The sequence below is a fragment of the Pseudothermotoga sp. U03pept genome (genome assembly GCF_051235805.1).
GTDB lineage: Bacteria > Thermotogota > Thermotogae > Thermotogales > DSM-5069 > Pseudothermotoga_B.
Window position 1 is genome coordinate 24,695 of record NZ_JBPNXV010000002.1, and the last position, 24,924, is coordinate 49,618.

At 42.4% G+C, this 24,924-nt stretch carries 27 protein-coding genes; 11 read left to right on the forward strand and 16 right to left on the reverse strand.

Going from position 1 to position 24,924, the window contains the following annotated elements; genetic code table 11:
• Window position 1 precedes the first annotated feature (1 nt).
• The 6 genes from cas5b to ACSFC1_RS10065 all read right to left on the reverse strand — a co-directional run bounded on the left by cas5b (window position 2) and on the right by ACSFC1_RS10065 (window position 5,292).
• Window positions 2–826, reverse strand: coding sequence for a type I-B CRISPR-associated protein Cas5b (gene cas5b / locus ACSFC1_RS10040; RefSeq protein ID WP_435566045.1), 825 nt, complete (start codon window positions 824–826; stop codon window positions 2–4).
• Entirely contained in the window at window positions 823–1,932 is a 1,110-nt protein-coding gene (cas7i, locus tag ACSFC1_RS10045; RefSeq protein ID WP_435566046.1) for a type I-B CRISPR-associated protein Cas7/Cst2/DevR, read from the reverse strand. Before cas7i ends, cas5b begins: the two co-directional genes overlap by 4 nt.
• Window positions 1,916–2,458, reverse strand: a complete 543-nt coding sequence (locus ACSFC1_RS10050; protein ID WP_435566047.1) for a hypothetical protein — start codon at window positions 2,456–2,458, stop codon at window positions 1,916–1,918. Before ACSFC1_RS10050 ends, cas7i begins: the two co-directional genes overlap by 17 nt.
• Window positions 2,455–3,597, reverse strand: coding sequence for a hypothetical protein (locus tag ACSFC1_RS10055; RefSeq protein ID WP_435566048.1), 1,143 nt, complete (start codon window positions 3,595–3,597; stop codon window positions 2,455–2,457). Before ACSFC1_RS10055 ends, ACSFC1_RS10050 begins: the two co-directional genes overlap by 4 nt.
• A 1-nt stretch (window position 3,598) precedes the next feature.
• Window positions 3,599–4,417 carry a CRISPR-associated endoribonuclease Cas6 gene (cas6, locus tag ACSFC1_RS10060; protein WP_435566049.1) on the reverse strand — a complete coding sequence of 273 codons (819 nt, stop codon included), beginning with the start codon at window positions 4,415–4,417 and terminating at the stop codon, window positions 3,599–3,601.
• 449 nt (window positions 4,418–4,866) lie between these two features.
• Window positions 4,867–5,292, reverse strand: a complete 426-nt coding sequence (locus ACSFC1_RS10065) for an RNase H family protein (protein ID WP_435566050.1) — start codon at window positions 5,290–5,292, stop codon at window positions 4,867–4,869.
• 493 nt (window positions 5,293–5,785) lie between these two features.
• On the opposite strand from ACSFC1_RS10065, the gene ACSFC1_RS10070 reads away from it, so the two are divergent.
• Window positions 5,786–5,965 carry a hypothetical protein gene (locus tag ACSFC1_RS10070; RefSeq protein ID WP_435566051.1) on the forward strand — a complete coding sequence of 60 codons (180 nt, stop codon included), beginning with the start codon at window positions 5,786–5,788 and terminating at the stop codon, window positions 5,963–5,965.
• Window positions 5,966–6,067: 102 nt separating this feature from the next.
• Window positions 6,068–6,298 (forward strand): HD domain-containing phosphohydrolase, encoded by a 231-nt coding sequence (locus ACSFC1_RS10075; RefSeq protein ID WP_435566052.1) that lies wholly within the window; start codon window positions 6,068–6,070, stop codon window positions 6,296–6,298.
• 10 nt (window positions 6,299–6,308) lie between these two features.
• Here ACSFC1_RS10075 and ACSFC1_RS10080 read toward each other — a convergent pair whose 3' ends face one another.
• Window positions 6,309–6,893 carry a GNAT family N-acetyltransferase gene (locus tag ACSFC1_RS10080; protein ID WP_435566053.1) on the reverse strand — a complete coding sequence of 195 codons (585 nt, stop codon included), beginning with the start codon at window positions 6,891–6,893 and terminating at the stop codon, window positions 6,309–6,311.
• A gap of 67 nt (window positions 6,894–6,960) precedes the next feature.
• On the opposite strand from ACSFC1_RS10080, the gene ACSFC1_RS10085 reads away from it, so the two are divergent.
• On the forward strand, window positions 6,961–7,446 hold the full coding sequence (locus ACSFC1_RS10085) for an adenosine-specific kinase (protein ID WP_435566054.1): 486 nt from the start codon (window positions 6,961–6,963) through the stop codon (window positions 7,444–7,446).
• A gap of 18 nt (window positions 7,447–7,464) precedes the next feature.
• Here the strand turns inward: ACSFC1_RS10085 and ACSFC1_RS10090 are convergent, their stop codons facing one another.
• Complete coding sequence (locus ACSFC1_RS10090) at window positions 7,465–8,709, reverse strand: hypothetical protein (protein ID WP_435566055.1); 1,245 nt, start codon at window positions 8,707–8,709, stop codon at window positions 7,465–7,467.
• Window positions 8,710–8,909: 200 nt separating this feature from the next.
• Between ACSFC1_RS10090 and ACSFC1_RS10095 the strand changes: the two genes are divergently transcribed.
• The gene (locus ACSFC1_RS10095; protein WP_435566056.1) at window positions 8,910–9,077 is read left to right on the forward strand and encodes a hypothetical protein; all 168 of its coding nucleotides are present in this window, start codon (window positions 8,910–8,912) and stop codon (window positions 9,075–9,077) included.
• Here ACSFC1_RS10095 and ACSFC1_RS10100 read toward each other — a convergent pair.
• Window positions 9,060–9,548, reverse strand: coding sequence for a flavodoxin domain-containing protein (locus ACSFC1_RS10100; protein WP_435566057.1), 489 nt, complete (start codon window positions 9,546–9,548; stop codon window positions 9,060–9,062). The two genes, ACSFC1_RS10095 and ACSFC1_RS10100, sit on opposite strands and share 18 nt — an antisense overlap.
• Before the next feature lie 98 nt (window positions 9,549–9,646).
• On the opposite strand from ACSFC1_RS10100, the gene ACSFC1_RS10105 reads away from it, so the two are divergent.
• Window positions 9,647–10,765: an MFS transporter gene (locus ACSFC1_RS10105; RefSeq protein ID WP_435566058.1), complete on the forward strand. Its 1,119-nt coding sequence runs from the start codon at window positions 9,647–9,649 to the stop codon at window positions 10,763–10,765.
• Between the two features lie 95 nt (window positions 10,766–10,860).
• Window positions 10,861–11,976 carry a DNA polymerase Y family protein gene (locus ACSFC1_RS10110; RefSeq protein WP_435566059.1) on the forward strand — a complete coding sequence of 372 codons (1,116 nt, stop codon included), beginning with the start codon at window positions 10,861–10,863 and terminating at the stop codon, window positions 11,974–11,976.
• A gap of 43 nt (window positions 11,977–12,019) precedes the next feature.
• On the opposite strand, the gene ACSFC1_RS10115 is transcribed toward ACSFC1_RS10110, so the two are convergent.
• Window positions 12,020–13,813, reverse strand: a complete 1,794-nt coding sequence (locus tag ACSFC1_RS10115) for an LTA synthase family protein (protein ID WP_435566060.1) — start codon at window positions 13,811–13,813, stop codon at window positions 12,020–12,022.
• A gap of 83 nt (window positions 13,814–13,896) precedes the next feature.
• Here ACSFC1_RS10115 and ACSFC1_RS10120 point away from each other — a divergent pair, with 83 nt between their 5' ends.
• The 5 genes from ACSFC1_RS10120 to rsmD are packed head-to-tail and all read left to right on the forward strand — an operon-like array spanning window position 13,897 to window position 18,737.
• The gene (locus ACSFC1_RS10120) at window positions 13,897–14,652 is read left to right on the forward strand and encodes a PIG-L deacetylase family protein (protein WP_435566061.1); all 756 of its coding nucleotides are present in this window, start codon (window positions 13,897–13,899) and stop codon (window positions 14,650–14,652) included.
• A gap of 10 nt (window positions 14,653–14,662) precedes the next feature.
• Complete coding sequence (locus tag ACSFC1_RS10125; RefSeq protein ID WP_435566062.1) at window positions 14,663–15,628, forward strand: N-acetylglucosamine kinase; 966 nt, start codon at window positions 14,663–14,665, stop codon at window positions 15,626–15,628.
• Window positions 15,625–16,878 (forward strand): 6-phospho-beta-glucosidase, encoded by a 1,254-nt coding sequence (locus tag ACSFC1_RS10130; protein WP_435566063.1) that lies wholly within the window; start codon window positions 15,625–15,627, stop codon window positions 16,876–16,878. Before ACSFC1_RS10125 ends, ACSFC1_RS10130 begins: the two co-directional genes overlap by 4 nt.
• Window positions 16,879–16,888: 10 nt before the next feature.
• Complete coding sequence (locus tag ACSFC1_RS10135) at window positions 16,889–18,199, forward strand: MFS transporter (RefSeq protein ID WP_435566064.1); 1,311 nt, start codon at window positions 16,889–16,891, stop codon at window positions 18,197–18,199.
• A 1-nt stretch (window position 18,200) separates the two neighbouring features.
• Window positions 18,201–18,737, forward strand: coding sequence for a 16S rRNA (guanine(966)-N(2))-methyltransferase RsmD (gene rsmD, locus ACSFC1_RS10140; protein ID WP_435566065.1), 537 nt, complete (start codon window positions 18,201–18,203; stop codon window positions 18,735–18,737).
• A 191-nt stretch (window positions 18,738–18,928) separates the two neighbouring features.
• Here the strand turns inward: rsmD and ACSFC1_RS10145 are convergent, their stop codons facing one another.
• The 6 genes from ACSFC1_RS10145 to ACSFC1_RS10170 form a co-directional block, all read right to left on the reverse strand.
• The gene (locus ACSFC1_RS10145; protein ID WP_435566066.1) at window positions 18,929–20,368 is read right to left on the reverse strand and encodes a gluconokinase; all 1,440 of its coding nucleotides are present in this window, start codon (window positions 20,366–20,368) and stop codon (window positions 18,929–18,931) included.
• An 18-nt stretch (window positions 20,369–20,386) separates the two neighbouring features.
• Window positions 20,387–21,361 carry a phosphoglycerate dehydrogenase gene (locus tag ACSFC1_RS10150; RefSeq protein ID WP_435566067.1) on the reverse strand — a complete coding sequence of 325 codons (975 nt, stop codon included), beginning with the start codon at window positions 21,359–21,361 and terminating at the stop codon, window positions 20,387–20,389.
• A 24-nt stretch (window positions 21,362–21,385) separates the two neighbouring features.
• On the reverse strand, window positions 21,386–22,228 hold the full coding sequence (locus ACSFC1_RS10155) for a MurR/RpiR family transcriptional regulator (RefSeq protein ID WP_435566068.1): 843 nt from the start codon (window positions 22,226–22,228) through the stop codon (window positions 21,386–21,388).
• Window positions 22,229–22,316: 88 nt separating this feature from the next.
• A complete protein-coding gene (locus ACSFC1_RS10160) occupies window positions 22,317–23,072 on the reverse strand; it encodes an SDR family NAD(P)-dependent oxidoreductase (protein WP_435566069.1) in 756 nt (251 codons plus the stop codon).
• Between the two features lie 20 nt (window positions 23,073–23,092).
• Complete coding sequence (locus ACSFC1_RS10165) at window positions 23,093–24,376, reverse strand: TRAP transporter large permease (protein WP_435566070.1); 1,284 nt, start codon at window positions 24,374–24,376, stop codon at window positions 23,093–23,095.
• Window position 24,377: 1 nt separating this feature from the next.
• The gene (locus ACSFC1_RS10170; RefSeq protein ID WP_435566071.1) at window positions 24,378–24,872 is read right to left on the reverse strand and encodes a TRAP transporter small permease; all 495 of its coding nucleotides are present in this window, start codon (window positions 24,870–24,872) and stop codon (window positions 24,378–24,380) included.
• Window positions 24,873–24,924 lie beyond the last annotated feature (52 nt).

A 24,924-nucleotide genomic window follows, 5' to 3' on the forward strand; every position in this document is an offset into this window, starting at 1 on the left:
TTCAGCCACCCCCTGGATCTGCTAAGAAAACAGGAACTTTATCGGCGCAGTCGAAGTAGGTTGCGATTCCTCCGAAGTCTCCGTCGCACAGCTTGACTTTAACGTAATCGAACTCTCTTGTTCCGTTCTTTATCCTGTAGAAAGTAGGAAGGTTGTAGACCAACCCTTGAACGGAGTTGAAAGCATCTCCACCCACAGCAAGCATTTTCTCTGGAACCCAGAAGAAATAATCGAACTGGCCGTTCACCCGGCGAAGTTCGACCTCATCGAAACTGATTTCTTCTACAACAACGAGATCTTCTGACCTTCCAAGATGTACAACAGATGATTTGTTTTTCGGCTCTTGAAAGCTCGTTCTGATCACGTCCAAAAGGCTGGGGTCTTGATGGTACAAATGGATCAAAATCTCAACATCGTTCAAAGTATCGATGTAGCACGGTAACTGACCTCCGATGTGTTCAAAATGACCACTTACAGTTCTGCTCTCCGGATGGTGAAATCTACCCTTATGTGCATCTTTACTGAGATTTCTGAGCCACGTGTACTCAGTCGTCTTTGCTTTGAATTTCCCACAGATGGAGATCTTTAGTCTTTTGTATTTGTGATAGATGCAATCACAATTTTCGTGAACGCACGGTTCCTCCTGACCAGGTATGTTTTTCACACCCAACATGTTGGCTACCAAGCCAAGCACGGTCGAATAAGGCGGTATAGGATATGTGAGCCTTCTTTTGTAAGTGAAGGGAACTCTATAGTGTGCTTGTGGTTGATAGATCTTGATCCTCAGGACTTTTATCGTGTTCATGACACCGATCCACCTTTTCACAAGCCTATCTCTTTGAGGAAATCATCCCATATTTTAACTATCCCAGCTTCAATTTCTTTCACGCTCAATCTGTCACAGAACTGCAAGTATACGATCGGCTTGCCGTTAGCTTTTTCTATCCAACCATTTTTCAGAGCGTCTTGGACTCCAAAGACTTCGATCTTTCCATCTTCAGTCCGGGAGGCACCAATGAATGGATGGAATATCGGAGAGGGTACCTTCACGGCCGCAGCAGCCATGAACAACGGAACTATCGTGTTGACTTCATTGCTCGACTGCGCATAAAGTCCATTCTTTATAGCCTCCAGAATCTGTCGGATTCGCTCCTTTTTCTTCTCCTGATTAAGCTCAAAGACTAACCTGGTTTTCCCTCCCACCTTTGACACTCTAATCGCTCCCAACATTTCATCGTCCACCGATACCATGTATTCACAGTATTCAGGCTTTTTAGTATTCTCAGCATTCATCCACAAGTTTTTAAGTTCAACATCTGCTTGATCTTTATTCTTTTTTCCTGTTCCTGTGAGCCAAATTTTGAGACTTTGATCTTCACATTCTGCTTTCTCAACGATCCATTCATCTTTTCCAAGTGTGTCTGTGTCTATCGTGAAACTCACTTTGTAGAGAGAAAGATGTTCTTCTTTGCTGTAAGGATTCGGTGTGGCGTTCTGTCCTTGATAAATAGCTCTTTTCACGAGATCGTGATTTGCGTAGAAAGCCATGTCACCATCGTATGGGTCCAGACCAACGGCTTTCGTGATGCCGACGGGTGCTTTTCTGGTTAGAGAAATACCTTCCAAAGTGAACATATAGCCGAACGCGTCCAGTTCTGGGGAAGTGAGTATGTTCTCGTTGTACAGATCGAACTGAATAACCTCTCCTTCTCCCGTTACACCGCTTGGTCTCCAACCACCTTTTACTAACGTTTTAAACAAATAGTGTCTTATGGCTGGTTTGCCTATATAGCTGACGGTCTTATTCCCTTGCTTGAGTTTCTTGATGGACTGAATGTTTCCACCGATCTTTTCGTCTCGATTCAGCGCAGATCCTTCGAACAAAATCGTGCTTGTGATGTGTTTGAGATTCTTCTCATTCTGACTGCTCATCACTGATCCCCCCCGTTGACGATTCATAGACTGGTCCCAGTAAACCACCCAGGAACGAGTAAACGAAGGTTTTGAAGACCTCAGTTGAATAGATAGGGTCAAAAGCTTTCACAAGTTCGAACGGCATCTCTTCACCTGCAGCTACAAACTCCCTCAACAGAAGATGGAAAACCTCTTCTCTTTTCCCCAGCCTTGTCAGTTCCAGCAATCTGAATGTCAAACCAGTTGGTCCTTCGTCGAAAAATCTTTTGTAAACACCTTCAGGGGAACTCGTTCTGAGGCTTCTTCCCCTCTTCCTCAAGGTTTCACACAAATCACTCAAATTCTTACGGGCGAACTGTCTGTAGAGCTTTTCGAGTTTCTCTCTTTCATCTCCGCTTGCGCATTTCACCGCGTAGTCAAGAATCTTCAACAGCTCCAAACCCAATTCCTCGTAACGTTGGACAGCTTCTTTGAGCATGTCGAGCTCTACGTTGCCCTGCTTCAGTTTCTCCTCGATTGCGCTTAAGTCGATCAAACCATTCACACCAAGATCCCCCCTTTTGTTCTCTCCATTATCAGTGTGTACAAGTGAAAAAGTTTTTGAGAGTAAGACAGCATCTTAGAGTCAGACTTCTCTAAGTTTTCTCTGAAAGTTATTTCTCCCTCTCTCATTATTCGGTCAAACTCACCGTCCAAGACCCAGTTCAGAACGTTTGTGCTTCCGATCTCATAGAGAGACGAAGCAATATTTCTGTCAAGCAGTAACTCGATTGTGTTGTATGGAAGAGAAAAGAAACTAATGCCATTACCTGACTTGACTACTGCCTCTATGTTCATCATAGTCCACTTTCCAAGCTGGATGTTGAATCTCAAAGCGAGTTCAACTAATGAGATTCCCAAGAGCTGTCTAACTTCTTTGATTTTTTCTCTGCCGTATATGGTTCTCGCGTATTTGTTTAGGTACCACATCACTTTGAAGGATGGAGCATTTATGAAAATGCTCTTTTTCCCCCTTGGCTCGTTCAGTTCTATCCACGCAAGGTGACTGTGAATGATTAAATACACACAAAATGGGCAGACAAAGAAAGATGTACTCATATTCCAAAAGGAATTCGGAAACTCTCCTATTGAAGGACCAAGTTCGGAAGAGTGAACCGAGGCAAAGCGAAAGAGTCTGTCTTTGAGATCTTGGCTTATGTTAGTTTGGACAAACCATTTCTTTCCGCAGATTCCGCATCGTTCACCATCATCCTTTTCTGAGATCTGCTTTAAGCTTTTCACAAACTGAACAAATTCCAAGTTTTCTCCTTCCTGAACCATATTTTGGTACGGTGTCCTGCTTCTGAAGAGCTTGTTAAAAGCCATGGCCAATCTATAGCCGAATTCCCCCATTTGGTTGTAGAGGGATTCGTATTTTTTTCTTTTATCTTGCTTCCCTTTTTTAAACCAATCTTCCAAGCTTTCACCTTCTGAGAGGTAATTCACATACCTCACCAAAGCTTCTGGAACTCCAGGGTGAGATTGAGATTCATCGAATATGCTTCTGTCTATCAGAACTCTTCCGTCATCCGTGATCTTTACTTCTTGCTTTTCTTTGCTCTTCTCATGAGACAAAGCCTTTAAAAATCCTATTACCGAGAGATTGTAGAACCAGTTACCGGGATTTATTTCTATGAAGTTCATTTCACACCACCTCCAGCATTCCAAATCCCTGACCGGTTCTAAGCCCCAAACCTACCTGGTAAGTAAGCTTCAAATCTTCAACGTCTCCCTTGAGTTTGAATTCACCCTGATAGGTGGTCAGAAACATGTACGGCTTACCAGTCTGATCGCGAAAACCTTTCAAAGCGTGCTTAACTACCTTTTTGGTCATTCTCTTTGGAACAAGCTCGAGGGGCTTTTTCAACCCATATCCTCTCAGGTCTTTGAATCTTTTGTCTTGCACTACATTCAAGTGGTAGTTGAACCTCTTAAGACTGTTCTCGTCAATCTGACCATCTTTCAAAAGATCAATCGGCTCATCGTTTTCGTCTTCAAGAGACAGAGATGACATGGTCACAAAAACTGCCTCATCTGTGGTTATACTTTTCTCGTTCAAGACAATCGCTCTAACAAAATGTATGTATTCCGGTTCCTCTTCACCAAACTGGCTCAAGAATTCGGCAAGTTTGAATTCTCTCAACTTCAACAAACCATTGTAAAGATTCACAATGAATTCGGGTTCTGAAGAGCTCACAAACAAAGAGATTTCCCTCTTTGGATAAAAAACTGTCTCTTGCAAACTGATATCTTGATCGAGGATGAAACGTTCTTGCTTGGTTTCGAAGCCTGGGAGTATGTAAACACTGAATGTGAAGGGTTTTGTTCGTTTCAAGTCCTCTGGATAAAGAAGAAACTTGTATGGAGTGTTAGACAGAGAGAGTGCTTCTTTTATTAGTGACATGATACGATGCCTGTAGAGGATTGGAAGTCTTCTGATCTTGAAATCGAATCTTACCCTCAAGTGAATACCCCCCAAGTTCATATTACCACGACTTTGCAAGATGATGTCAGATGTGGAGGCTTAACATAATGTTCCTGCGCCAACACACAGAAACGTCGCCTTACTTTATCTGACGAAATTCCCTTACTAAGATAGAACTTAACCCACCCACCGAGAAGTGACCTTTTATACCCTTTTTCATGCAGGAAAGACTCAAAGTCTGCATCGACGTGCTTCAGTCTTTTGTAGACAAAGGAGCACAGCTGGTATTGATAGTTTATAGGGATAGAACACGTAGAACTTTTGAAAGTGACCCTTAATCTCATGTTTCCCCCTTGGCTGAATTTTCACAAAAGGTTCCATTGCAAAGCTGTTGTTAATCTACTCTTACTTTATCACAAAATCTCGAGAAGATACAATTGTTAGTTAAATAAAGACAACGAACTTTTTAGTTACTCTTCTTCAATAGCTCAGAGGTTGTTGTTTTTCTGTCGAGAGATGAACTCTTGCATTTTTTCTCTTGCCAATTTGTCGACTGTGTTGTTGTAGATATCGTCTTTGTGCGCTTCCACCTTTCGAAATCTTGGCTTAACCTCTTGTGTGAGTTTTTGTAGTGTCTTGACAAATTTGTACATCGATGGGGGACACTTTCTGTAACCAAAGGCGAAGAACGGCAGTTCATTGTAGTCGTGAACTACCACTGGGTTTTGAATGTTGTTTTTTAAGCAGTACTCAAGAGATTTTGTAACCGCTATTATCTCAGCTATTGTGGAACTACCGTTTTTCAGGATGAAGGCGTCAGAAAAATGCTCAACTTTTCCGTCCTCAACAAGACAGAACGCATAACCTAAGACATTGGTTTGGTTGGAATATGAAGCATCGGTATAGATAGTCATCTATCCACCTCCTTCAGAATTTGTTTGAAGATATTTTTAAAAACAGCAGAAAGTTAGTGCGATCGTTCCAATTGCACCGTTGTTTTCTACAATGGTTGATGACTTTGTGAGTTTGAGTATTTATTCACTTTTCAAAGACCCACAGTCTTTTTTCCTATTAATACAGATTCCTTCGAAGGGTAATTTCTGACAGTTGTCGTTGTTAGCATCATATTAGAGGTATGTTTCGGGAAAATAAAATCACCTCCACTTTTCTTAGATGCATAGTGCATTCACATTCGATGGGTATACCTGTTTTACACAGAATATTATTGCATCAAAACGTGCTTAGAGAGACTCTAAGTGAATTTTCCACAAGAGTGGTTATTTTGAATTTTATAACATGTAAGACATCTGTAAGCAAAATATACAGTATATTTTACACTGCGTGGCTAAAATCTCTTCGTGTACTATCGGTTTTTTTCTGTGCTATTGATTTGTGGAGGTGTGTCTCTTGTACTACAGATGTCCCAAATGCGGAAGTGTCTACTATTCTGCTGCTACGCTCAAAGATGAACAACTCGATTGTGATAAGTGTGGAGCAAAAGTAGAGCTATTCGATAACGGATGTGAAGGAAGCAAGAAGAAAGAAAACTCAAAGATGGAATTGAAAGAATCTTTGGAAGCTGAATGATTGAGCTTGGCATCGAGGCTTTGATACGATCTCAAGGTGATGAATACTCTTCTGGCTGTGTACATTAAATGATTTTCACAGATGTAATGAGCATGGTCTTGATTGTCTATTTCGTCTGGTCTGCAGAACGAGTGCTCAGTCTTTGCGAACATTCGCAAAAATCTGACAATTGCCGATGTGTTCGATGCTCTAACTTCAGAGAGGTGCTACAGAGTAGCTTACCAAGCTGATCATGCAGTACAAATAATGCAAGAACAAGAAAAAGGACACTTTGACCCCAGACTTTTTGAAATTTTTCTATGCGACGTCGATCTATTCTTGCAAATAAAGTAACGTTAAGGTATCATAAAAGCTTGCAAGACATTCTGATGAAATGAAATGGTCTCCCACCAACCTTTACTGTATTTTCGGTTATTTCTTCAAACCCCATTCTGTGGTAGAAGATTTTTGCGGTTTTATTGTCTTCCTCTACATCGAGTACTACTCTGTTGCAGAACTTTGCGCGCGCAATCATAAAGATTGTTTCAAGCAATTTCTTACCAACACCCATCTTTCTGTGCTGAGGATAGACTGCGAGATTGCTCAGATAGAACTCTGAAGGTGAATGCTTGCCCAAGACTCTGTCGATCTTCAACAGGCTTGCCACCTTGAGCAGTCCCAACTGTTTCACAATCAGTCTGCCAGTTCTCAAACGCCATCTTTTGGCATAGTCATATGAATAACCATGCGCCATGCCGAGTACGGCATTTTGCTCGATAGCGAAGATCGCACATTCATGGCTGAAAAGGTTGCTGCTTGATCGATACAATACTTGCAGCATTTTTCTGAGATTCTTGCCAAAGGTCGAAAAGAGAAATCTTTCACCTGTCATGATCACAAGATCGACAAAGTTTTCTACATATTCAATCTTTCCCTCCACAATTTCCATACAGTTTTCACCTGCGCTTCTTGTGTGAGATAATCTCTTTTAGAGTCTATTTGATGGGGGTGGTTGTGTGAATATTGAGGTCGTACAAGTTGAAATTCCAGAAGGTGCCAATGTGATCGTCGGTCATTCACATTTTATCAAAACGGTAGAGGACGTCTACGAAGTTGTCGTAACTACTAATCCAAACATCAAATTTGGTCTTGCCTTCAACGAAGCCAGTGGTCCATGCCTTGTGAGATATGAAGGAAATGATCAAGAATTGGTCAACGTGGCGATTGAAAATGCAAAAAGGATAGGTGCAGGGCACCTGTTTGTACTCGTTATCAAAGATGGTTATCCAATCAATATTCTCAATCAACTGAAAAACACGCAAGAAGTGTGCAGAATCTTTGCGGCAACGGCAAACCCACTTCAGGTACTCGTGGCGCAAACAGATCAAGGCAGGGCGGTTTTGGGTGTGGTTGATGGATACTCTGTCAAGGGAGTTGAGTCAGAGAAGGACAGAGAGTGGAGACACAACTTTCTCAGGCAGATCACCAAATACAAGAAATGAACTGGCGCTACGCCAGTTCTATTTCACCTTGACTATCAGCATATCTCCACCGCCGTGAGATCTCGCCCTCAGTCCAACAACATATGAGTAAGAGACACCTGCTATCAAATAGGTTTCATCGAGTTCTTGCAAGGTGTAGGCTATTTCGTCCATGTCGTCACCCAAACACTTCTGCCAGGTGAGGTTGCCTGCTTTGTCGGTCTTGATGAACCAGTAGTCACTCCCACGGTGTTTTTCACTCACATCACCGTCGTCAGACCATGTGGTCCCAACCAACGCATAGCCATCTTCGGTCTCAATCACCTTTTGAGCGATGTCGTCAGAGCTACCGCCGTAGGTTTTCATAAAAGTCAAATTGCTGTCTTTGTCGAATTTCATCAGAACAAAATCTGCAGATCGTGACTTGCCGATCATTTCTTCAGACCAACTCGTAGCGGCAACGGCAAAGCCACCGTCTTTTGTGTTAATTACACTCGTTGCTTGGTCCCAGTCGCTGCCACCAAATGTCTTTTGCCATGTGAGTTGTCCTGTTTTCGATAATTTGATCAACCATATGTCTGCCGAACCATTGTTGTGTTGAACGTCTCCATCAGAAGACCGCGTCATGCCCACGATGATATAGCTATCATCTTGTTTTGCAACACCAAAGGCACAGTCCCAATCACTTCCACCGAAGGTTTTTTCCCATATCATCTTTCCAGAGAGATCTGTTTTGACGATCCAGAAATCTTCTGAACCGCTGAGAGTTGTATAACCCACAAAAAGATACCCTTCATCCTCAAGCACATCAAAGGCTGTTTCGTATCCTTTGGAGCCATAACAGTTTTTCCACTGAAGATTTCCATTGGTGTCGTATTTTAGAAGCCAGAGATCTTGACCACCGAACTGAACTGGCAGATCTCCATCTTGTGAATCGCTCAGCACAGCCGCTAAAAAACCACCATCGCTTGTTGCCTTTACACACATGGCGCCGTCGGTACCGCTTCCACCGAGTTCTTTCTGCCAGAGGAGTTTACCTTCCTTTGACAGTTTGACCAACAAGGCATTTTGATCACCATTGCTCGAGGAGCTCCATCCAGCAGTGATTATCCCATCTTTGAGAACTGCCAGGTTGTAGGCGATGTCTCTTGAGGTCTTGCCGATGAATCCAACCCACTGAACGTTGTTCGTGCGAGTAGATCTTTCATATGGCAAGAAGAAGATCAGAAGCACTATCAAGGTGCCTAAAATCATGACAGACCAGAGTGAAGAAAATCTACTCATCTTTTCACCTCCACATTCCACTGCATTCTCAATATTTGTCCATGATCCTTTACCTCATATAAAAATTCTTCAACACACTTTCAGTATTATTGAGTATGTGCTCATTTGGTTTGTAGATATCAAGTATAAGGTTCAATTTTTCAAAGATACCTATTGACAATTTTGAGGTACTGTGATAATATTTTTTCGGAGGTGGATTTATGTTGGAGTATTTGATTGCAAAGGCAAGGATCGATGAACTTTTGAGAGAAGCTGAATCTGAAAGGATGCTCAATCAGGTCAAAAAAGAGATCAAGGTGCTCAAAGGTTCAAATGTAGAGAAGGAAGAGAGCAAAAAAGAGAAAAAGCATTCAAAGGTTCACGTTTAGTTCTTTCAATCTTTTTGCAAAATTGGATATTCTTTCGGGTTTTATACCAAGCTGAGGCTTGGTTTTCTTTTCTATTTGCTTGAGAATGAATCTGTAGAAAAAGTTCATCTTTTCATAGTTCAGTTCACCCCCAAAGTATTCTCTGATCTTAACTGCTTTGAGCAAGTCTTCACTGAAATTCGCTCTTGTGTATTCTTCGATGCCTTCATCGCCACGGAGCATGCACAAGAAAATACCTATCTTCTTGGTTTTGAGAATCTCCAGATTCTTTCTACAGAAATCTTGGATCTTCTTGCTGATTTTACCAGCATGAACATATGTTCCCAGGACGATACAGTCGTACATCTCAAGTGATGGAACTTTCTGCTTTGAGATATTCACAACTTCGAAATCGTCGAGTTCTTGGGCAAGTAATTTGGCGCATTTTTCAGTTGTTCCGGTGTAAGAATCGTAGAGAATCAAGGTTTTCATCAGTTCACCTCAATGGTATTATACTCTCTTCAAGACTTGTTAAACAGCCGATGGTATAATCTTGCTCGTTCGTACAACAAACAAAGAGGGGTTTATGGATGTATTTTCTTTGCATCGTTGAAGCACTCGTCTACTCGGTTTTGGCTTGCTCATCGTTGATGAGCCAGTATTTTGCTGTTGTTGGTTTTTCACCCTTTCAAATAGGTCTTCTGATGGCTTTGCCACCTCTGACATCGATTTATGCGAATTACATCTATTTTGATCTTGCAAAAAGACTTTCGGCAAGAAAACTCATAAGAGTCTTTTCGTTTTGTGCCATTGTTTCGCTTTGGCTTATCTTTCTCTTTGAAGGTTTTTCGACTAAATTCACCTTCATGGTTGCTTTCACTTTCTTTCAAGGTTCTCTGTTGCCCATTGTGGAGTCGACGATGATCAGTTTCTCTCAAAGGTTGTTGGTACCTTACAGCAAGATAAGGATCTGGGGCACCATTGGTTATACGATAACTGCCTTCTTGGGTGGAAGAATTGTGAAATTTGGTTTTATCTGGCTCTTTGTTGTTTTCTGCGGCATCCTCTTTTTGATATCATTGCTTTCTGGACACCTTCGTGAAAGGATTGAAGGTTCAAGAAAAAAGTCTGCAGGTCGTGTTCCAGGGAATTTCATACTGCTCTTTGGTATTGTCACGGTTTGTGTTGGATTCAACCTTTTTAACAGCATTTTTCTGCCCATAGTTGTCAGAGAAAGGGCATATGATCTTTCGATCGTTGGTACAACTCTTTCACTAATGGCTTTGAGTGAATTGCCATTTCTCTTTTTTGCAGAGAGGATAAGAAAGAAGTTGACAACGAGGATCTTGTTCATAACAGGTGCTGTTGTCATTGGATTGAGATTGGTTTTGGTTCCTTTGACTCAATCTGCAATGGGGTTAGTTTTGGTGCAGATGCTTCACGGCTGGACCTTCATCGTTATCTATTACTCCTGCATTGGTTTGATGAGAGAGAATCTCAAAGATCAGCAACTTCTTTCCACTCAAGCACTCTTTTGGATAGCCCTCCAAGGGATTGGACCACTTATTGGATCAACGGTAGGTGGAATTATCGTAGAAAAAACGGGTGTCTTCAACGCATACCTATTTTTTGGACTGATCTGTCTTGGTATGGTTATTGCCTCGATAAGGTTTGTAATGCACCGTTTTTCTAATCTGCAGAAAAGTTGATATCACAGATTCTGGTGGTGTTGGTAAAAGAATTTAGATACACTTTTGTTGACAAGTATACTTATATATACTATAATCGGGTTGGGTGTATCTCTGTGGTTGCACTTTTGGATATGGATGCGTTTTTTGCGATGATAGAATGCACAAGAAATACTTTTTTAATTGGCAAGCCTGTTGCCATCATAGGCTGGGGCAAAAGGACTGCTGTGTCTTCTGTGAACTATCTTGCTAAGAGATGTGGCGTGAAGGTTGGCATGGCACCACAGATGGCGAGAAAGATCTGCCCAAACCTTGTATTAGTTAAGGCTGATTTCGCTGAGTATGAATCGATCTCTATGGGTATAGAAAACATGATAGATAGCGAATTCCCAAGGTATATACGTTACAGCATAGACGAATTTTTCATAGATCTTAATATACCGTGCTCCTTTGAAAAACTCCATAGGGTAAAAGCAGATATTCACAGAAGATATGGTCTTACCTGTTCGATAGGTGTTGCTGCGAACCCCGTTTTGAGCAAGATAGCCTGCGAGATGAGTAAACCAGATGGGTTTTTAATAGTTCAAAAAGACCAGGTTGCAACTTTCCTCGAAAGATTGGAGGTATCTGTAATACCTGGAATAGGTGTTAAAACGCAGAGTTATTTGCAGAAGATGAATATACACTCTGTGAGAGAACTCGTTGAATTTGTGAGAAAAGGTTTCGGTTGCAAAGCGTTGAATGAACTGGTTGATTCTCTTTTCGCAGAGGACTTTGACAGGAAGGAATTTTTCAAGAGAAAACCACCAAAGAGCTTTGGGCATATGAAGACCTTGGATGTTAATGTGAGTGATTTGGTGACGCTGAAAGAGATAGGTTTTTATCTTTTGTACAGATCTTTTTTGAGGATGATTCGAGAAGGCTACAGTGCAAAGACGATTTCGTTGATCTTGAAATATGCGAAATCTGGAAATATCTCTTGTTCTAAAACTTTAAAGGATTGGTGCAGTGATTTCACAAAGCTCTCAAAGGTTGTTGAAATACTCCTTGAAGGGATGTTCAATGGAGAACCTGTTAGGATGCTCGGTGTGTCGTTGAGCAATTTGAAACTCTGTGCTTCAAACCAGCTTGAACTTTTCTCCAACCCAGAGAAATTTCTCAAAGCTGTGAACATAAGGAATCTCGAGATATCTTCGAAGCTTTTCTTGAAAAAAGTGGCTTTGAATGCATAGGAAATCTGTGTTTTCACCCTTCAAAGATGCAGTGAGATATCATCTATTCAACTGTTGCAACAGCTTGAATGTATGAATTGAGTATATGCTTAGAAGATTCTATTTGTTGAATTGCCCTTTTGTAGCCATCTAAACACTCATAATAAGGCAGAGAAAGTCCTGTTTTTAGGTCGATTGCTATGCTGCTTTGCAGTATACCGTCTTTGGATACTTCGAAATACCTTTCATCGTCGATGAAAGAGCCATCGGGCAGATGATACCTGAAGGCGACAAATCCTTCCTTTGTGTTCAGCAAATCTCTTCCAAAAGATGTAAATCTCTGATCATCAATACCTATAAGGTTCAAAAGCGTTGGTAGAAAATCTATCTGCCCGCCGATTGTCTTTACAGTTTCTTTGATTCCACTACCGGGTATGTGAATGACAAAAGGTATGTTCATAGCATCTCTGTAGGTGTAATCTTTCTTCAAAAGCTGAGGCATGATCTCTTTAACATCTCTGTTGAAAGGATATAGCCCTGCATGGTCGCCATAGAGCGCTATTATTGATCTATCATACAATCCATTCTCTTTGAGTTTCTCGATGAATCTGCCAAGTGCGTAATCTGCGTAGTGTATTGCCTGTAGGTAATTTCCAACGATTGTGTTCTCGTGCTCTGGCAGGACTTCAAAACTCTTAAGTTGTTGTGGCAACGTGAACGGCGTGTGGCTTGAGATGGTCACCAGAAAAGAGAAAAACGGTTCTTGATATCCTTTCAAGATCTCGGCAGCTTGCTCGAAAAAGGAAAGATCGCTCAATCCCATACCAAAAACCAGGTCTTGTTTGAATTTCTCTAAACTCACAAACTCTTCAAAGCCAATATTGGGGTAGATCTTTGAGCGGTTCCAGAACCATCCGGTATTTCCATGCATCGCGATTGTGTGAAAACCGTGATCTTTTAGAATCTTTGGAAGTGCGTAAAGCTCTATAGTGTCATATTTTTCATAAGCCACTTCTTCACCAGGTACATGCAGAGAAACAAGAGAGACAAACTCTGCGTCGGCGGTATTACCTGCGCCTGTTTGTTGGTAATAATTGCTGAAGTAGATTGAATCTCTGCGCAGTAAGGAATTGAGATTGGGTGTGATTTCTTGACCGTTGTAAGTCATACCGATCAGAAAGTTTTGAAATGACTCGAGTTGTATGACTATGACGTTCTTTTTGGAAGCGATTGCCCAAAACTTTCTCTTCAAAGGTTGTTGCGTGTTTTCTTTAACAACTGTAGGGCTTTGCTCCTTTGGCTTGGTGAAGGCGGTGGTAAGATCGTAGATGTGGTAAGCAAGAAAACCGTATCTGTTGAAGACTTGGCTTGGTTTGAGCTTTTCTGATACAAGAGGAGCCACCGCGAAGAGAGCACACAGAAAGACAGTCAAAAGAAGACCCTTTGGTGTCTGGGGCATTGAGTCTCTTATGGAAAGATATCTTTTTCTGTCGATTATGCCGAGTGGTATTAGATCTGCAATGAAAAGCAATGATAGGAAGCTTGTGAAATACTTTATGTTTGCACCAAGTTTTCCCACTTGGGGTAATAAGATGAGATGCCTCACAGATGGCAAGGTTCCAAAGTTTTGAAAATACAGAAAATCGGCAAAGAGAGCGATTGATAGAACACAGTAAAGCCCAAATTGCCATTCTTTGAAGATGAAGGTGAATATCAAGAAAAAAAGCAGAATCCAGGCTATGGTACTCAAAACGACAGAGACCTTGAATGCATTGGGAACTGTGAAATAAAATGCGAAAATCTTTGCAAAAAGCAAAGTCAGCAATAGCAACATGTACTTGAAGGTACTCAGAGTCATATCGATTCCTCCACAGAGAATTATACAATCGTTGGTTGATACACGAATTAGGATACAATTAGAAAATGAAGGGAGTGAAGTGTGTGCAGAATTTGACACAGAAACTGAAGGAGTTCTTCAACATTCCAAAACTTGAGCAGTGTGAGAGAGTTTTATGCGTTCAACCACACCCAGATGACGCTGATATCAGCATGGGGGCAACTGTGGCAAAGCTTTCTGAACTCGGGGTGAAGGTTTTTTACTTGACAGTCACCGATGGTAGTGCTGGTTCACAAGATGAATCATTGATTGGTCAAAGACTGAAAGAGATAAGAGAAAAAGAGCAAGAAAAGGCCGCAGAAACCCTTGGTGTGCATGAGTTGATCTGGCTTGGTTTTGAAGATTTGGGCGATTATTCAATAGAGCAAGTAAGATCAAAAGTAACTGAACAGATCAGAAAGATCAGACCAGATGTGGTTTTCACCGTAGACCCATTTCTTCCATATGAAGTTCATCCAGACCATATCAAGTGCGGTTTTGCGGCGTGTCAAGCAAGCAGTCTTTACAGACTGCCCAAGCTTTACCCTGGAACCTGTGATCATCAACTTCAGGCTGTAGGGCTTTTCAACACTGCTCACCCTAACACATTTTACGAGGTCGAACAAAGACACATGGAAAGGAAATTACTCGCACTTTCTCAGCACAAGAGTCAGTTTGATGAGAGCTCGCTGAAGATGCTTTCGTTCTATTTGACAGAAAGAGCAAAACACTATGCTCCAGAGCCCGGCAAGTTGGTTGAAACCTTCAAAATTCTGCCACCTTCAATGCTTCATGTTTTTCCAGAGGCTCTTGAATTTTAGAGGTGATTACATGTATTTCATGGGTGTCGATGTTGGAGGCAGTAAGACAGATCTTGTTTTAGTTGATCACTCAGGCACAGTGATTTCGCATCTCAGAGCACCCGGTGCCAACTATCAAGGAGTTGGTGTAGAGAAGGCATTTGAGATATTGAGCGATGCAATAAACAAACTCATGAAAGAGGCTGGGTTGAAAAAGCAAGAGATCACCTTCGCTTATTTTGGTGTTGCTGGTGCAGATATGGAGTACGAGATCAAAATAGTCAGATCGATACTTGAAAGACTTGGTTTGGAAAATTACGATTTCGACAACGATGGAAGGATCGCACTCAGATCTGGCACTCTTGACGATATCGGAATACTCATCAGCTGTGGCACCGGTGGAATAACTTACGGATGCGATGGCAGGGAGATGATTCGCAAGGGAGGTTTCTCGCGTTTCTTCGGTGAGAGGCTTGGTTCTTACATAATTGCAGGTATGGTTGCCTCGGCGATAGTCAGATCAAAAGACGGTAGAGACGAACACACGATCATGCAGGAACTTTTCGAATCGAAGATAGGTCAATCGATAGAAGAAATCATGTACCATGAGTACATGGGAGAAGATAGATCGAAGATGGCTGAGTACATGATCTTGTTGTTTCAAAGTTTGTATGAAGCTGCGCACAATTATGACTATGTTGCACTGAGGATTCTTGGACAGATCGTAGAAGAGGTTTTGAAGATAGTGAACATCTACGAAAAGGAACTTGACCTCACTCCACCAATCAAGGTGGTGTTGGAGGGAAGTTTCTTTAAGAAGGCTGACAAAATTCTGATTAGAATGATTGAATCTGCTCTGGGAAAGGAACATCAAGTCATCGTGCCAGTACAGCCACCAGTTTTTGGGGCAATTTTATTAGCTGCCGAAAAGGCTGGGTACAGCTTTCAGAAGGATGCATTGGAGAATCTTCTGAAGCATTGGAGTGATGAAAAGTGAAGATAGCAGTGATAGGCGGTGGAAGTACATACACACCAGAGTTGATCAACGGGATTCTTGAGATATCAAAAGATGTCAAGGTAGACCAACTTGTACTGTACGACATTCCACAGGCAAAAGATAAACTCGAGATTCTCTACCAGTTTTCGAAAAGGCTCGTAGCAGATCGTTTCGAATTGCTGAAAACTCAACAAATCCAAGAAGCCGTTGAAGGGGCAGACTATGTGATCTTTCAATTCAGAGTTGGGCAACTGAAAGCCAGGCAGAACGACGAAGAAATTCCGCTTCAGTACAACTTGATTGGTCAAGAAACAACAGGTATGGGTGGTTTTGCATGTGCTTTGAGAACCTTCCCGGTTGTGGAAGAATATGTGAAGATAGTTGACAAATACAGTAAGGCAACGATCATAAACTTCACAAACCCATCTGGGCATGTCACTGAATTTGTCCTGAACTACTTGGGATTTGAGAGGTTCATAGGCTTGTGCAATATACCAATCAACTTGTTGAAGATGATCTCTCAGATATGTGACTGTGAGATGAAAGATGTTTTCGTTAAGTACTATGGATTGAATCATCTAACCTTCCTTGAAAAGGTCTATGTGAAAGACCAAGAAGTGACCCAGACTCTGATGCAGAAAATGAAGCTGCAACTTGCCAATATTCCTTCCCAGGAGTTTCCGCAGGCATCTTTAGAGGCACTTGGTATGTACCCAAACAGCTACTTGAAGTACTATCTGATGAAAAAGACGATGGTTGAAAAACTGAAAAAAGAAGGCACACGTGCAGAAAGAGTCAGACAGATAGAAAGCGATTTGCTCGAACTGTACAGGACTGTGAACCATATTCCGCCAGAGTTATCTCAAAGAGGCGGCAGTATGTACTCGACTGCCGCAGCAAATCTGATAAGAGATCTTGCGTTGTCTGCTGGCACGGTGCACATTGTGAACACGAGAAACAACGGTGCGATAAGCGATGTGCCCGGTGACTATGTTCTTGAAATTCCCTGTCTTGTGAAGGCAGGCAAAGTCTTTCCTGTGAGCCTTGGTAAGGCAGACCAGTTCGCACTTGGAATGGTTCACCTGATAAAGATGTACGAAAGACTGACAATCGAGGCATATCTCAAAAGATCAAAAGCACTGGCGATGAAAGCGATGCTTTTGCATCCACTTGGACCTGGTGTAGAAGACGTCGAAGGTTTACTGCAAGAGATTCTGGAGGCAAACGAGAGTTTCATTGAACTGAAATAGGAGGGTTACGATGAAAGACTTCGTTTACAGCCTCGGTTCATTCAGTTCTGCGCTTCTTTCAAACACAGTTTCTACATTTGCCATCTTCTATTACGTTGATGTTCTCAAAGCGCCACCACACATGATAAGTATTGTCATGATTCTTTATGGTCTTTGGAATGCCATAAACGATCCACTCTTTGGGTATCTTTCAGATATAACCAAAACAAGATGGGGCAGAAGAAAACCGTACATAATTTGGTTTTCTCTGCCCCTCGCTTTGGTCTTTACACTTTTTTGGGCACCACCCTTCGACGGGACAAGACCTACTGCGTTGGTTTTGTACTATCTGTTGATGATCTTTCTCTTTGACAGTTTCTATACAATCGTTATCTTGAACTGGACTGCGCTCTTTCCAGAGATGTACCCAACACTCAAAGAGAGGGCAAAAGTCTCTGCGCTCAGACAAGCATTGGGTATTCCTGGACTTCTTTTGGGTATCGCACTACCACCGATGCTCGCGGCGAAATTAGGTTGGGACAAGATGGGAATGATCTTTGCCTTTGTTGGTGGGACGATTCTCTATCTGACGTTGCTTGGCATAAGGGAAAACCCAAGATACTCACAGAAACAAGGTTTGAACGTAATCGAAGCGGTCAAATTCACCTTTTTCAACAAATCCTTTCTCACCTATGTGATAGCTTCATTTCTCCTCCAGTTCACATACACCGCATTGCTGGCAGCTTTGCCTTTCTATGCGAAATATGTTTTAAAGATAAGTGAAAGCCAGACAAGTTTGTTGTTGGCTTCGATATTTGTTGTCACATTTTTCTTGATACCACTTTGGCAGAAGATCACTGCAAAGATTGGTGCGAAAAGGACAATGATGATCTCTATGATTCTGTGGGCAGTTCTGCTCAGTGGCTTTGCTTTCATAAGAACTTTCATTCAGGGAATTATACTCGCTTCGAGTTTGGCGTTGGGACTTGCCGGGCCTTTGATAATACTCGATATCATGATCGCTGACATAGCAGATGAAGATCAGCTCAAGACAGGTCAAAGAAGAGAAGGCATGTACTTCGGGGCGAATGCTTTGGTTATCAGGTTGGGAATCTCGCTCAATTCTTTGGTGATGGGACTTGTTCTGTCGCTCAGCGGCTATAATGCCAACTTGCCAATCGATGCGCAACCAAACAGCGCCATTATCGGTTTTAGAATGCTCTGTAGCTTGGTTCCCATAATTGCCACTGCTATTGCCTTACTCGTTTTGAGGTACTACCCACTCGATGGAGAATATCTAAGGCAGATCAAAGAGAAGGTACAGTTGGTGAGGTCAGAATAAAGTGAAGATAACAGGTGGGATTTTCAAAGGTAGAGAACTCAAATCTGTACCTGATCGTAGAACAAGATATACCACTTCACTTGTAAGACAAGCGATCTTCAGCATGATCGAAGTTGCAGGTGCAAGTTTCTTGGAGCTTTTCTGCGGGAGTGCTGTTGTTTCTTTGGAAGCGCTGAGCCGTGGTGCAAACTTTGCTGTCGCCGTTGATATATCGAGAAAAGCGGTGAAGACAGCTTCTGAAAACTCGAAGTTGTTGCAAGCAAATCTGAAGATAGTGAATGCAGATTTTGAGAGATTTCTTAAAGCATCTGACGAGTCTTTTGACTTTGTCTTTGCCGACCCACCGTATGACCTCGGATTTGTTCAGCGACTTCTCGATCTGCTTTCTGAAAGACCTGAAATAGGCAAGATCATCATCGTTGAAAAGGCTGTTGCCGAAGGCTTTGTTTTGCCAGTGACGTTCACATTGGCCAAAACAAAGAGATATGGAGACACTGAAATCGTATTGCTGGAGAGAAACCTTGGACCAAGAGAGTAGACCTATGCCAAGGTACGGTGGTACTCTGTGTGTTGTTCGGTCCAGCGCTGTCCAATATATATTATACGATTTCACAAACACATAATAAATGCCAGAAAGTACTCCTGGAAAGTACTTGTTGAAGAAAAATGCAGTTTTTCTCGAATATACAATAAAAAGAGAACTTTGTTTAGACTAACTCCTTAAGATGCTCAGAGACCTTCAAGCCAGATTTTGTAGAGTTTTTCGTAGTAATCACTTAGCGCCGGCTCTGGATCGTAGACTGCAGCATTTTCAAATCCTTTGTTCAGTGAAGTAAGATCGCCTTCGCTCAGGACATACAGTATGGTTCCAAGTGCTGCGCCTTGACGACTGCTCTGCAGAAGAATTCTGTGATTGAAGATGTTGCAGATCATCTTCATCCACACATCTGCTTGAGTTAAACCACCTGTTGCAACGACTCTTTCGAGTCTCTTCGGCATCCTCTTGACGACATCAAAAGCACGTCTCAGGTTGAAGGCGATTCCTTCAAGCACACTTCTTGCGATCTGCTCGTCAGTGGTAGTACTCTTGAGTCTGTCAAACTTTGCACAAGGAGTCGGATCGAACTTTGGAAATCTCTTTCCAAAGATGAATGGGTAAAAAAGAGCTGAATTTTCCAGATCAAGATCTTGTAGTATTTTTTCGACTTTCTTTACAACTGTGCTGTGATCGTGTTTTGAAAGAAGTTTTATATACCAGTCGAAGACATACCCACCGTTTTTGATGGCAGCACCTGTTATGTAGTGATTCTCGTCGAGTATGTAGCACCAAATGCCAGGTACTGGATACTCTTCGGGAGGTTGTTTAACGATCGTTCTGATTGCAGCGCTGCTGCCCACAGAGATTGTCAAAGAGTCTTCAACACCAGCTCCAGCACCTATACTTGATGCTGCTGCGTCTGAGATGCTTATCAACACAGGAAGACCTTCACGCAAACCTGTTCTTTCTGCCGCAGAGCTGTGCAGTTTTAGTACGTCTCTCACAGATACGAGTTCTGGTAGTTTTTCTTTGCCCAGCCCAGCGAGGCTTTTCAGTTCATCGTAGCACCAGTCCTTTTTGTGTATGTCAAGACAACCACTTCCAGAAGCCACGCTGATGTCTGCTATTAGTTTTCCCGTCAATCTGTAGACGATGTAATCTTTCTGAGAGACAACCTTTGCAGCTGATTTGAGCTTCTCTTTTTCATTTTCATGAAACCACAAGATCTTGTAGAATGGGTAGACTGTGTCTGCAGGACAACCGGTTTTTCTATGTAAGTCCCTTGCCAGTTTCTCATCTTTTGAAATTCTTCTAACCTGTTCAACCGATCTTTCGTCGAGCCACGGAATGATGTTGCCAAGAGGTTCAAAGCCTTCATCAAGAAAGAGTAAGGTGTGCAGTGCTGAATCCAAAACTATCGCATCGATATCACCGAAAGATTCCGCTACTTGCTTCAAAGCATCGAAAACCGCATTCTCAATCTGCGAAGGCTCTTGCTCAAAGATTCCTGGACTAATCGAAAAGGGTTCATACGAACGGCTCGTCTCCATCTCGATCTTTCTATTTGAGGGATTGTACACAATCACCTTAACCGCGGTTGTACCCAAATCAACGCCAACGTACATTCCCATGACTGATAAACCTCCTTGCTACTGTGAAAAGCCTTGTTCTAAGAGCTTTGCTACTACCTCGGTGTTCACTATGTGTCTTGGGAGTTTCTTGTTGAGGAAGTCTACTACAGATTGAGCCGCCATCATATTCATCTTGTAAATTGCTTCGTACGTGTGTGCACCTATGTGAGGAGTTAGAATCAGATTTGGACAGTCATAAAGTACATGCTTTTCAGGCAGTGGTTCTACCTCAAAGGCATCGAGTGCTGCTCCCGCGATTCTGTTTTCTTTCAGAGCTTCAGCCAAAGCCATTTCATCCACTATTCCACCGCGAGATGTATTGATCAAGAAGGCTGTTTTTTTCATCATTTCAATTTCTCTTTTGCCAATCATCTTTCGAGTTGATTGATTGAGTGGCAGATGCAGTGATAGAAAATCACTTGTTCTGAAAAGTGTGTCGAAGTCAACCTTTTCAACTGAATACTGGCGCATTGTCTCACCATCAACATAGGGGTCAAAGGCGATTACCTTCATGCCGAGGCATAGACCTCTTTTCGCAGTTTCTCTACCTATTGCACCAAAGCCGGCTATTCCAAGGGTTTTTCCGAAAAGTTCTACACCGACTGGCGAAGAGAACTTCTTTCTCTCAGAGAGATCTCTGTGTGCATCGATGATCTTTCTTGAGAGTGCAAGGATGAGTGCAATTGCCAACTCGGCTACAGAAACTGTGTTGGCATTTGGAGTAATGGTCACCGGTATGCCCATTTCAGTGGCTTTCTTCAAATCAACGTTGTCTACGCCAACACCATGTCTGGCAATGATCTTTAAAGAAGAATTCTCAATCATCTCGCCTGTAAGTTTGCCTGTTCCAAGAATGATTGCATCTGCCTTTCTCAGCGACTCGAGTTGTAATGAATCACTCCATTCGAGGTTTAGCCCATTGCTTTTGAGCAGTTCAATTGGATCAGGGGAATACCTCCCAAAGGTTCTTGTCACTATTAGAACGGTCTTCACACAATCGCCCCCTAAAGGCTGATTTCAATATTTCAACTCTGACACCGCAAGACGACTTTTGTTCAGACTTTCAATTGCCTTTGGATCTCGTGCGGCGAGCAATGTGTAAATTGTGTCTAAGATTACCAACTGAACTATGCGAGAAGTCATAGCATCAGTTCTGATGCGTGTTTCTCTTGTATTCGTTGTGAGAACGACTGTCGATACCTTTGCGAGACTTGATTTTCTGTTGCCTGTTACGGCAACAACTGGCACACCGAGCTCGAGAGCCTTTTTTGCAAATGCAACGACTGATTTTGTTTCACCTGAGTGAGAAACAGCAACGAGTAAGTCATGCTGTGTGGAGTTTGCCAAGATTGTTGACATGATGTGTTCGTCGTTGGAAAAAAGGCAGTTCTTGCCAATTCTTGTAAATTTGTGAAAGGCATCAAAGGCTACGGCGGCAGAAGCCGCAAAACCAAAGAAAAGTATCCTTTGAGCTTTTCTGAACAAATCGGTCGCTTTGTCAATCGATGCGATGTCCAGGTTATCAAGTGTGTCGAGTATCGCCTTGACGGTTGCCTTGAAGATCTTCTGTGTTATTGTTTTTGAATCATCTTGGTCTGAGACATCTTCGTAAACGATCTCCAACGGTGCTTTCGAAAGATCTTGGGCAAGAAGCACCTTGAACTGTTGAAAACTACTCAAGTTCAACTTTCGATAGAACTTTACCACCGATGCTTCGCTCTTCACATTCGCCAATCTACTCAGATCGCTTATCGAACATTCAAGTACACTTCTTGGATCTCTTAAGATCACATCTGCTATTCTTTTTTCAGCGTTTGTTAAGGTGTCATAGTTATCTCTCAGTGTCTGCAGTATGTCCATCGTTCCACCTCCTGGTTGGATGCTGCCTCAATGAATGCTGTGACTGATGGGCTGTTTTTTGACTTTTCATCACTTTCATAATATGAAACTACACCATCGTCGAACCACCGTCAATATTGATAATGCTTCCTGTCATGAACGACGCCTCGTCGCACGCAGCAAACAGTATGGCAAAGGCGATCTCTTCTTCTTTGCCGAGCCTCTTCATTGGAATTCTTGAAACCATTCTTCTCATGGTTTCTTCAGGATCTGGCGAAGCTTTGACTCTTTCTGCAAGCCCTTGAGAGTAAGTCGTTCCTGGGCATATTGCATTCACTCTTATACCGAAGTCAACATAATCTACTGCGAGTGACCTTGTCAAACCCAACAGAGCTGCCTTTGAAACGCTGTAGACACATCTTCTTGGAATACCGACCAAGCCAGCTTCAGAGGCAATGTTGACTATGACGCCGTATTTTTGTTTCTTCATTTCTTCGATGGCGAATTTGGACAGCAAAAATGGACCTTTCACGTTTATTTCGATAGTTTTTTCAAAATCCTCTTCTGAACTCTCTTCAACGTTCCCATATGGAACAATACCCGCATTGTTCACGAGGATATCGATTTTGCCAAAAGCTTGCACGACCTTTTCAATGATTTGTTTTGCATCCTTTGAAACATCTCCGGCGATGAAAATGGCTGTTTTGCCTTCCTGCTTTATCATCTCTACTGTTTCATTTCCCCTATGTTCAGACAGATCGTTGACTGCTACTTTTGCGCCTCTCTCGGCAAACATGATCGCTACTTTACGTCCTATGCCTGAACCTGCACCTGTTATCAAGACGACCTTGCCAGAGAAATCCATCTGGTCGCACCTCCTTTGACTCATTTGAACAGAAGATTCGGTAAAAAGAGAACCAGTTGCGGGAAAAACATTATGATAAGTATCACCGCAATCGTGGTAATGAAGAACGGTAAAGATGCCTTTGTGTATTCTTCAACAGATGCACCCAGAACCGAACAGCCAGCGTACATCGATGCACCAACAGGTGGCGTCTGGTTGCCCATAGCAGCGGCGAGTATAAAGACCAAACCAAAGTGCACAGGATCCAAGCCGACTCTTCTTGCCACAGGTAGTAAGACAGATGTCAACATAAGAATCAGGGCAGTTGCATCTATGAACAAACCCGCAAAGATCAAGAAGAGAATGATCATAGTCGTCAACACATAGGGATTGGTACTGATATTGAGCAGAAAAGATGCTAACTTCTCTGGTGTTTTTTCCCAAACCAAACCGTACCCGAAGATCTGCGACATGGCTATGATGTACATAACGCTACCAACATCGTTGATGGAATCATCGAGTGTATGCTTAAAGAAAGTTTTCAAATCAAGTTCTCTGTAGATGACAAGACCAACTATCAGTCCGTATATGACCGCAAAGGAACCAACCTCCGATGGAGTAAAGATACCAGTTCTAAGTCCCAAGAGGAGCAGAATGGGGAATATGACTGCCCAGATGCTTTTTGCCAATGCCTTCATGACTTCGCTGGCAGGTGCGCGTCTTTCTCTTTCTGGTTGAAGTCCCATTCTCTTTGCAGACACCCATATTGCGAACATATACGCTATCATCAACAAGAGTCCTGGAACGATACCTGCAGCGAAAAGCCTTCCGATCGAAACCTGCCCAATGGTTCCATAGATGATGAAAGCAATTCCTGGAGGTATTATTGGAGTTATCAAAGATGTCCAAACATTCACTGCTACGGCATAGCCTTTTGGGTAACCTCTTTTGAGCATCTCGGGTCCAAGCATTCGTGTTTCCATTGCTGCATCGGCGATACTTGAACCAGAAACACCTCCCATGAGAGTTGACAGAACAGCAGAAACCTGTCCGAGTCCTCCTCTCATATGTCCAGTGAGTGAAGCTGCAAAGTTCATCAACCTACTCGTCACACCACCGTAGTTCATCACGTTACCAGCCAAGATGAAGAGTGGAATAGCCAGCAAAGTGAAGTTTAAGATCTGCGAAAGGCTCACCTGTATGGGAATGGTTATAGGAAGCGATGGATTTTGTAAGAACCACACAAAACCAGAGATGCCTATCGCAAATGCCACAGGCATACCCATTAACAAAAAAACGGCAAAGACGATAATGACCAAGATCATTTCACTTTTCCTCCTCTGAACGGAGTTTGTCTGGTGATTTCTTAAACTCTGCTATTATCTTCATTATTGTGGTTCGGAGCGTCAAAACGGCACCTACTGGAACACTGACATTTACCCACGAGTAGCTGAAGTTGTGTATACCAGCAAAGGTTCTGAATCTGGTTGTGTAGGTTAATCGAATCCCCCAGATTATGAGATAGACCAAAAAGGCAGCTATTATCGAATAATTGATCAGTCTGATCACTTTCTGAACCTTCTCAGGAAATCTTTTCACTAACAGATCAACAGACATCATTCGATTGTTTCTCCACGCAACGTCGACAGCAAAGAAGCATGCCCACGCAAACATGAAGGTGCTCATATCAACAGCCCAGTTCATCGGATGTCTTAAGAACCTTGCTATACCGGAAGTGAAGATGAAGATGATCATCGTAACGATCAAAATCTTTGCCGCAGTTTTCTCGAATGCGAGTAGGTACTGGTCAAACTTTTTCACCAAAATCACCTCTGTGAAAGACAGGTCAAAAGCCCAACCCCGACTGAGGTTG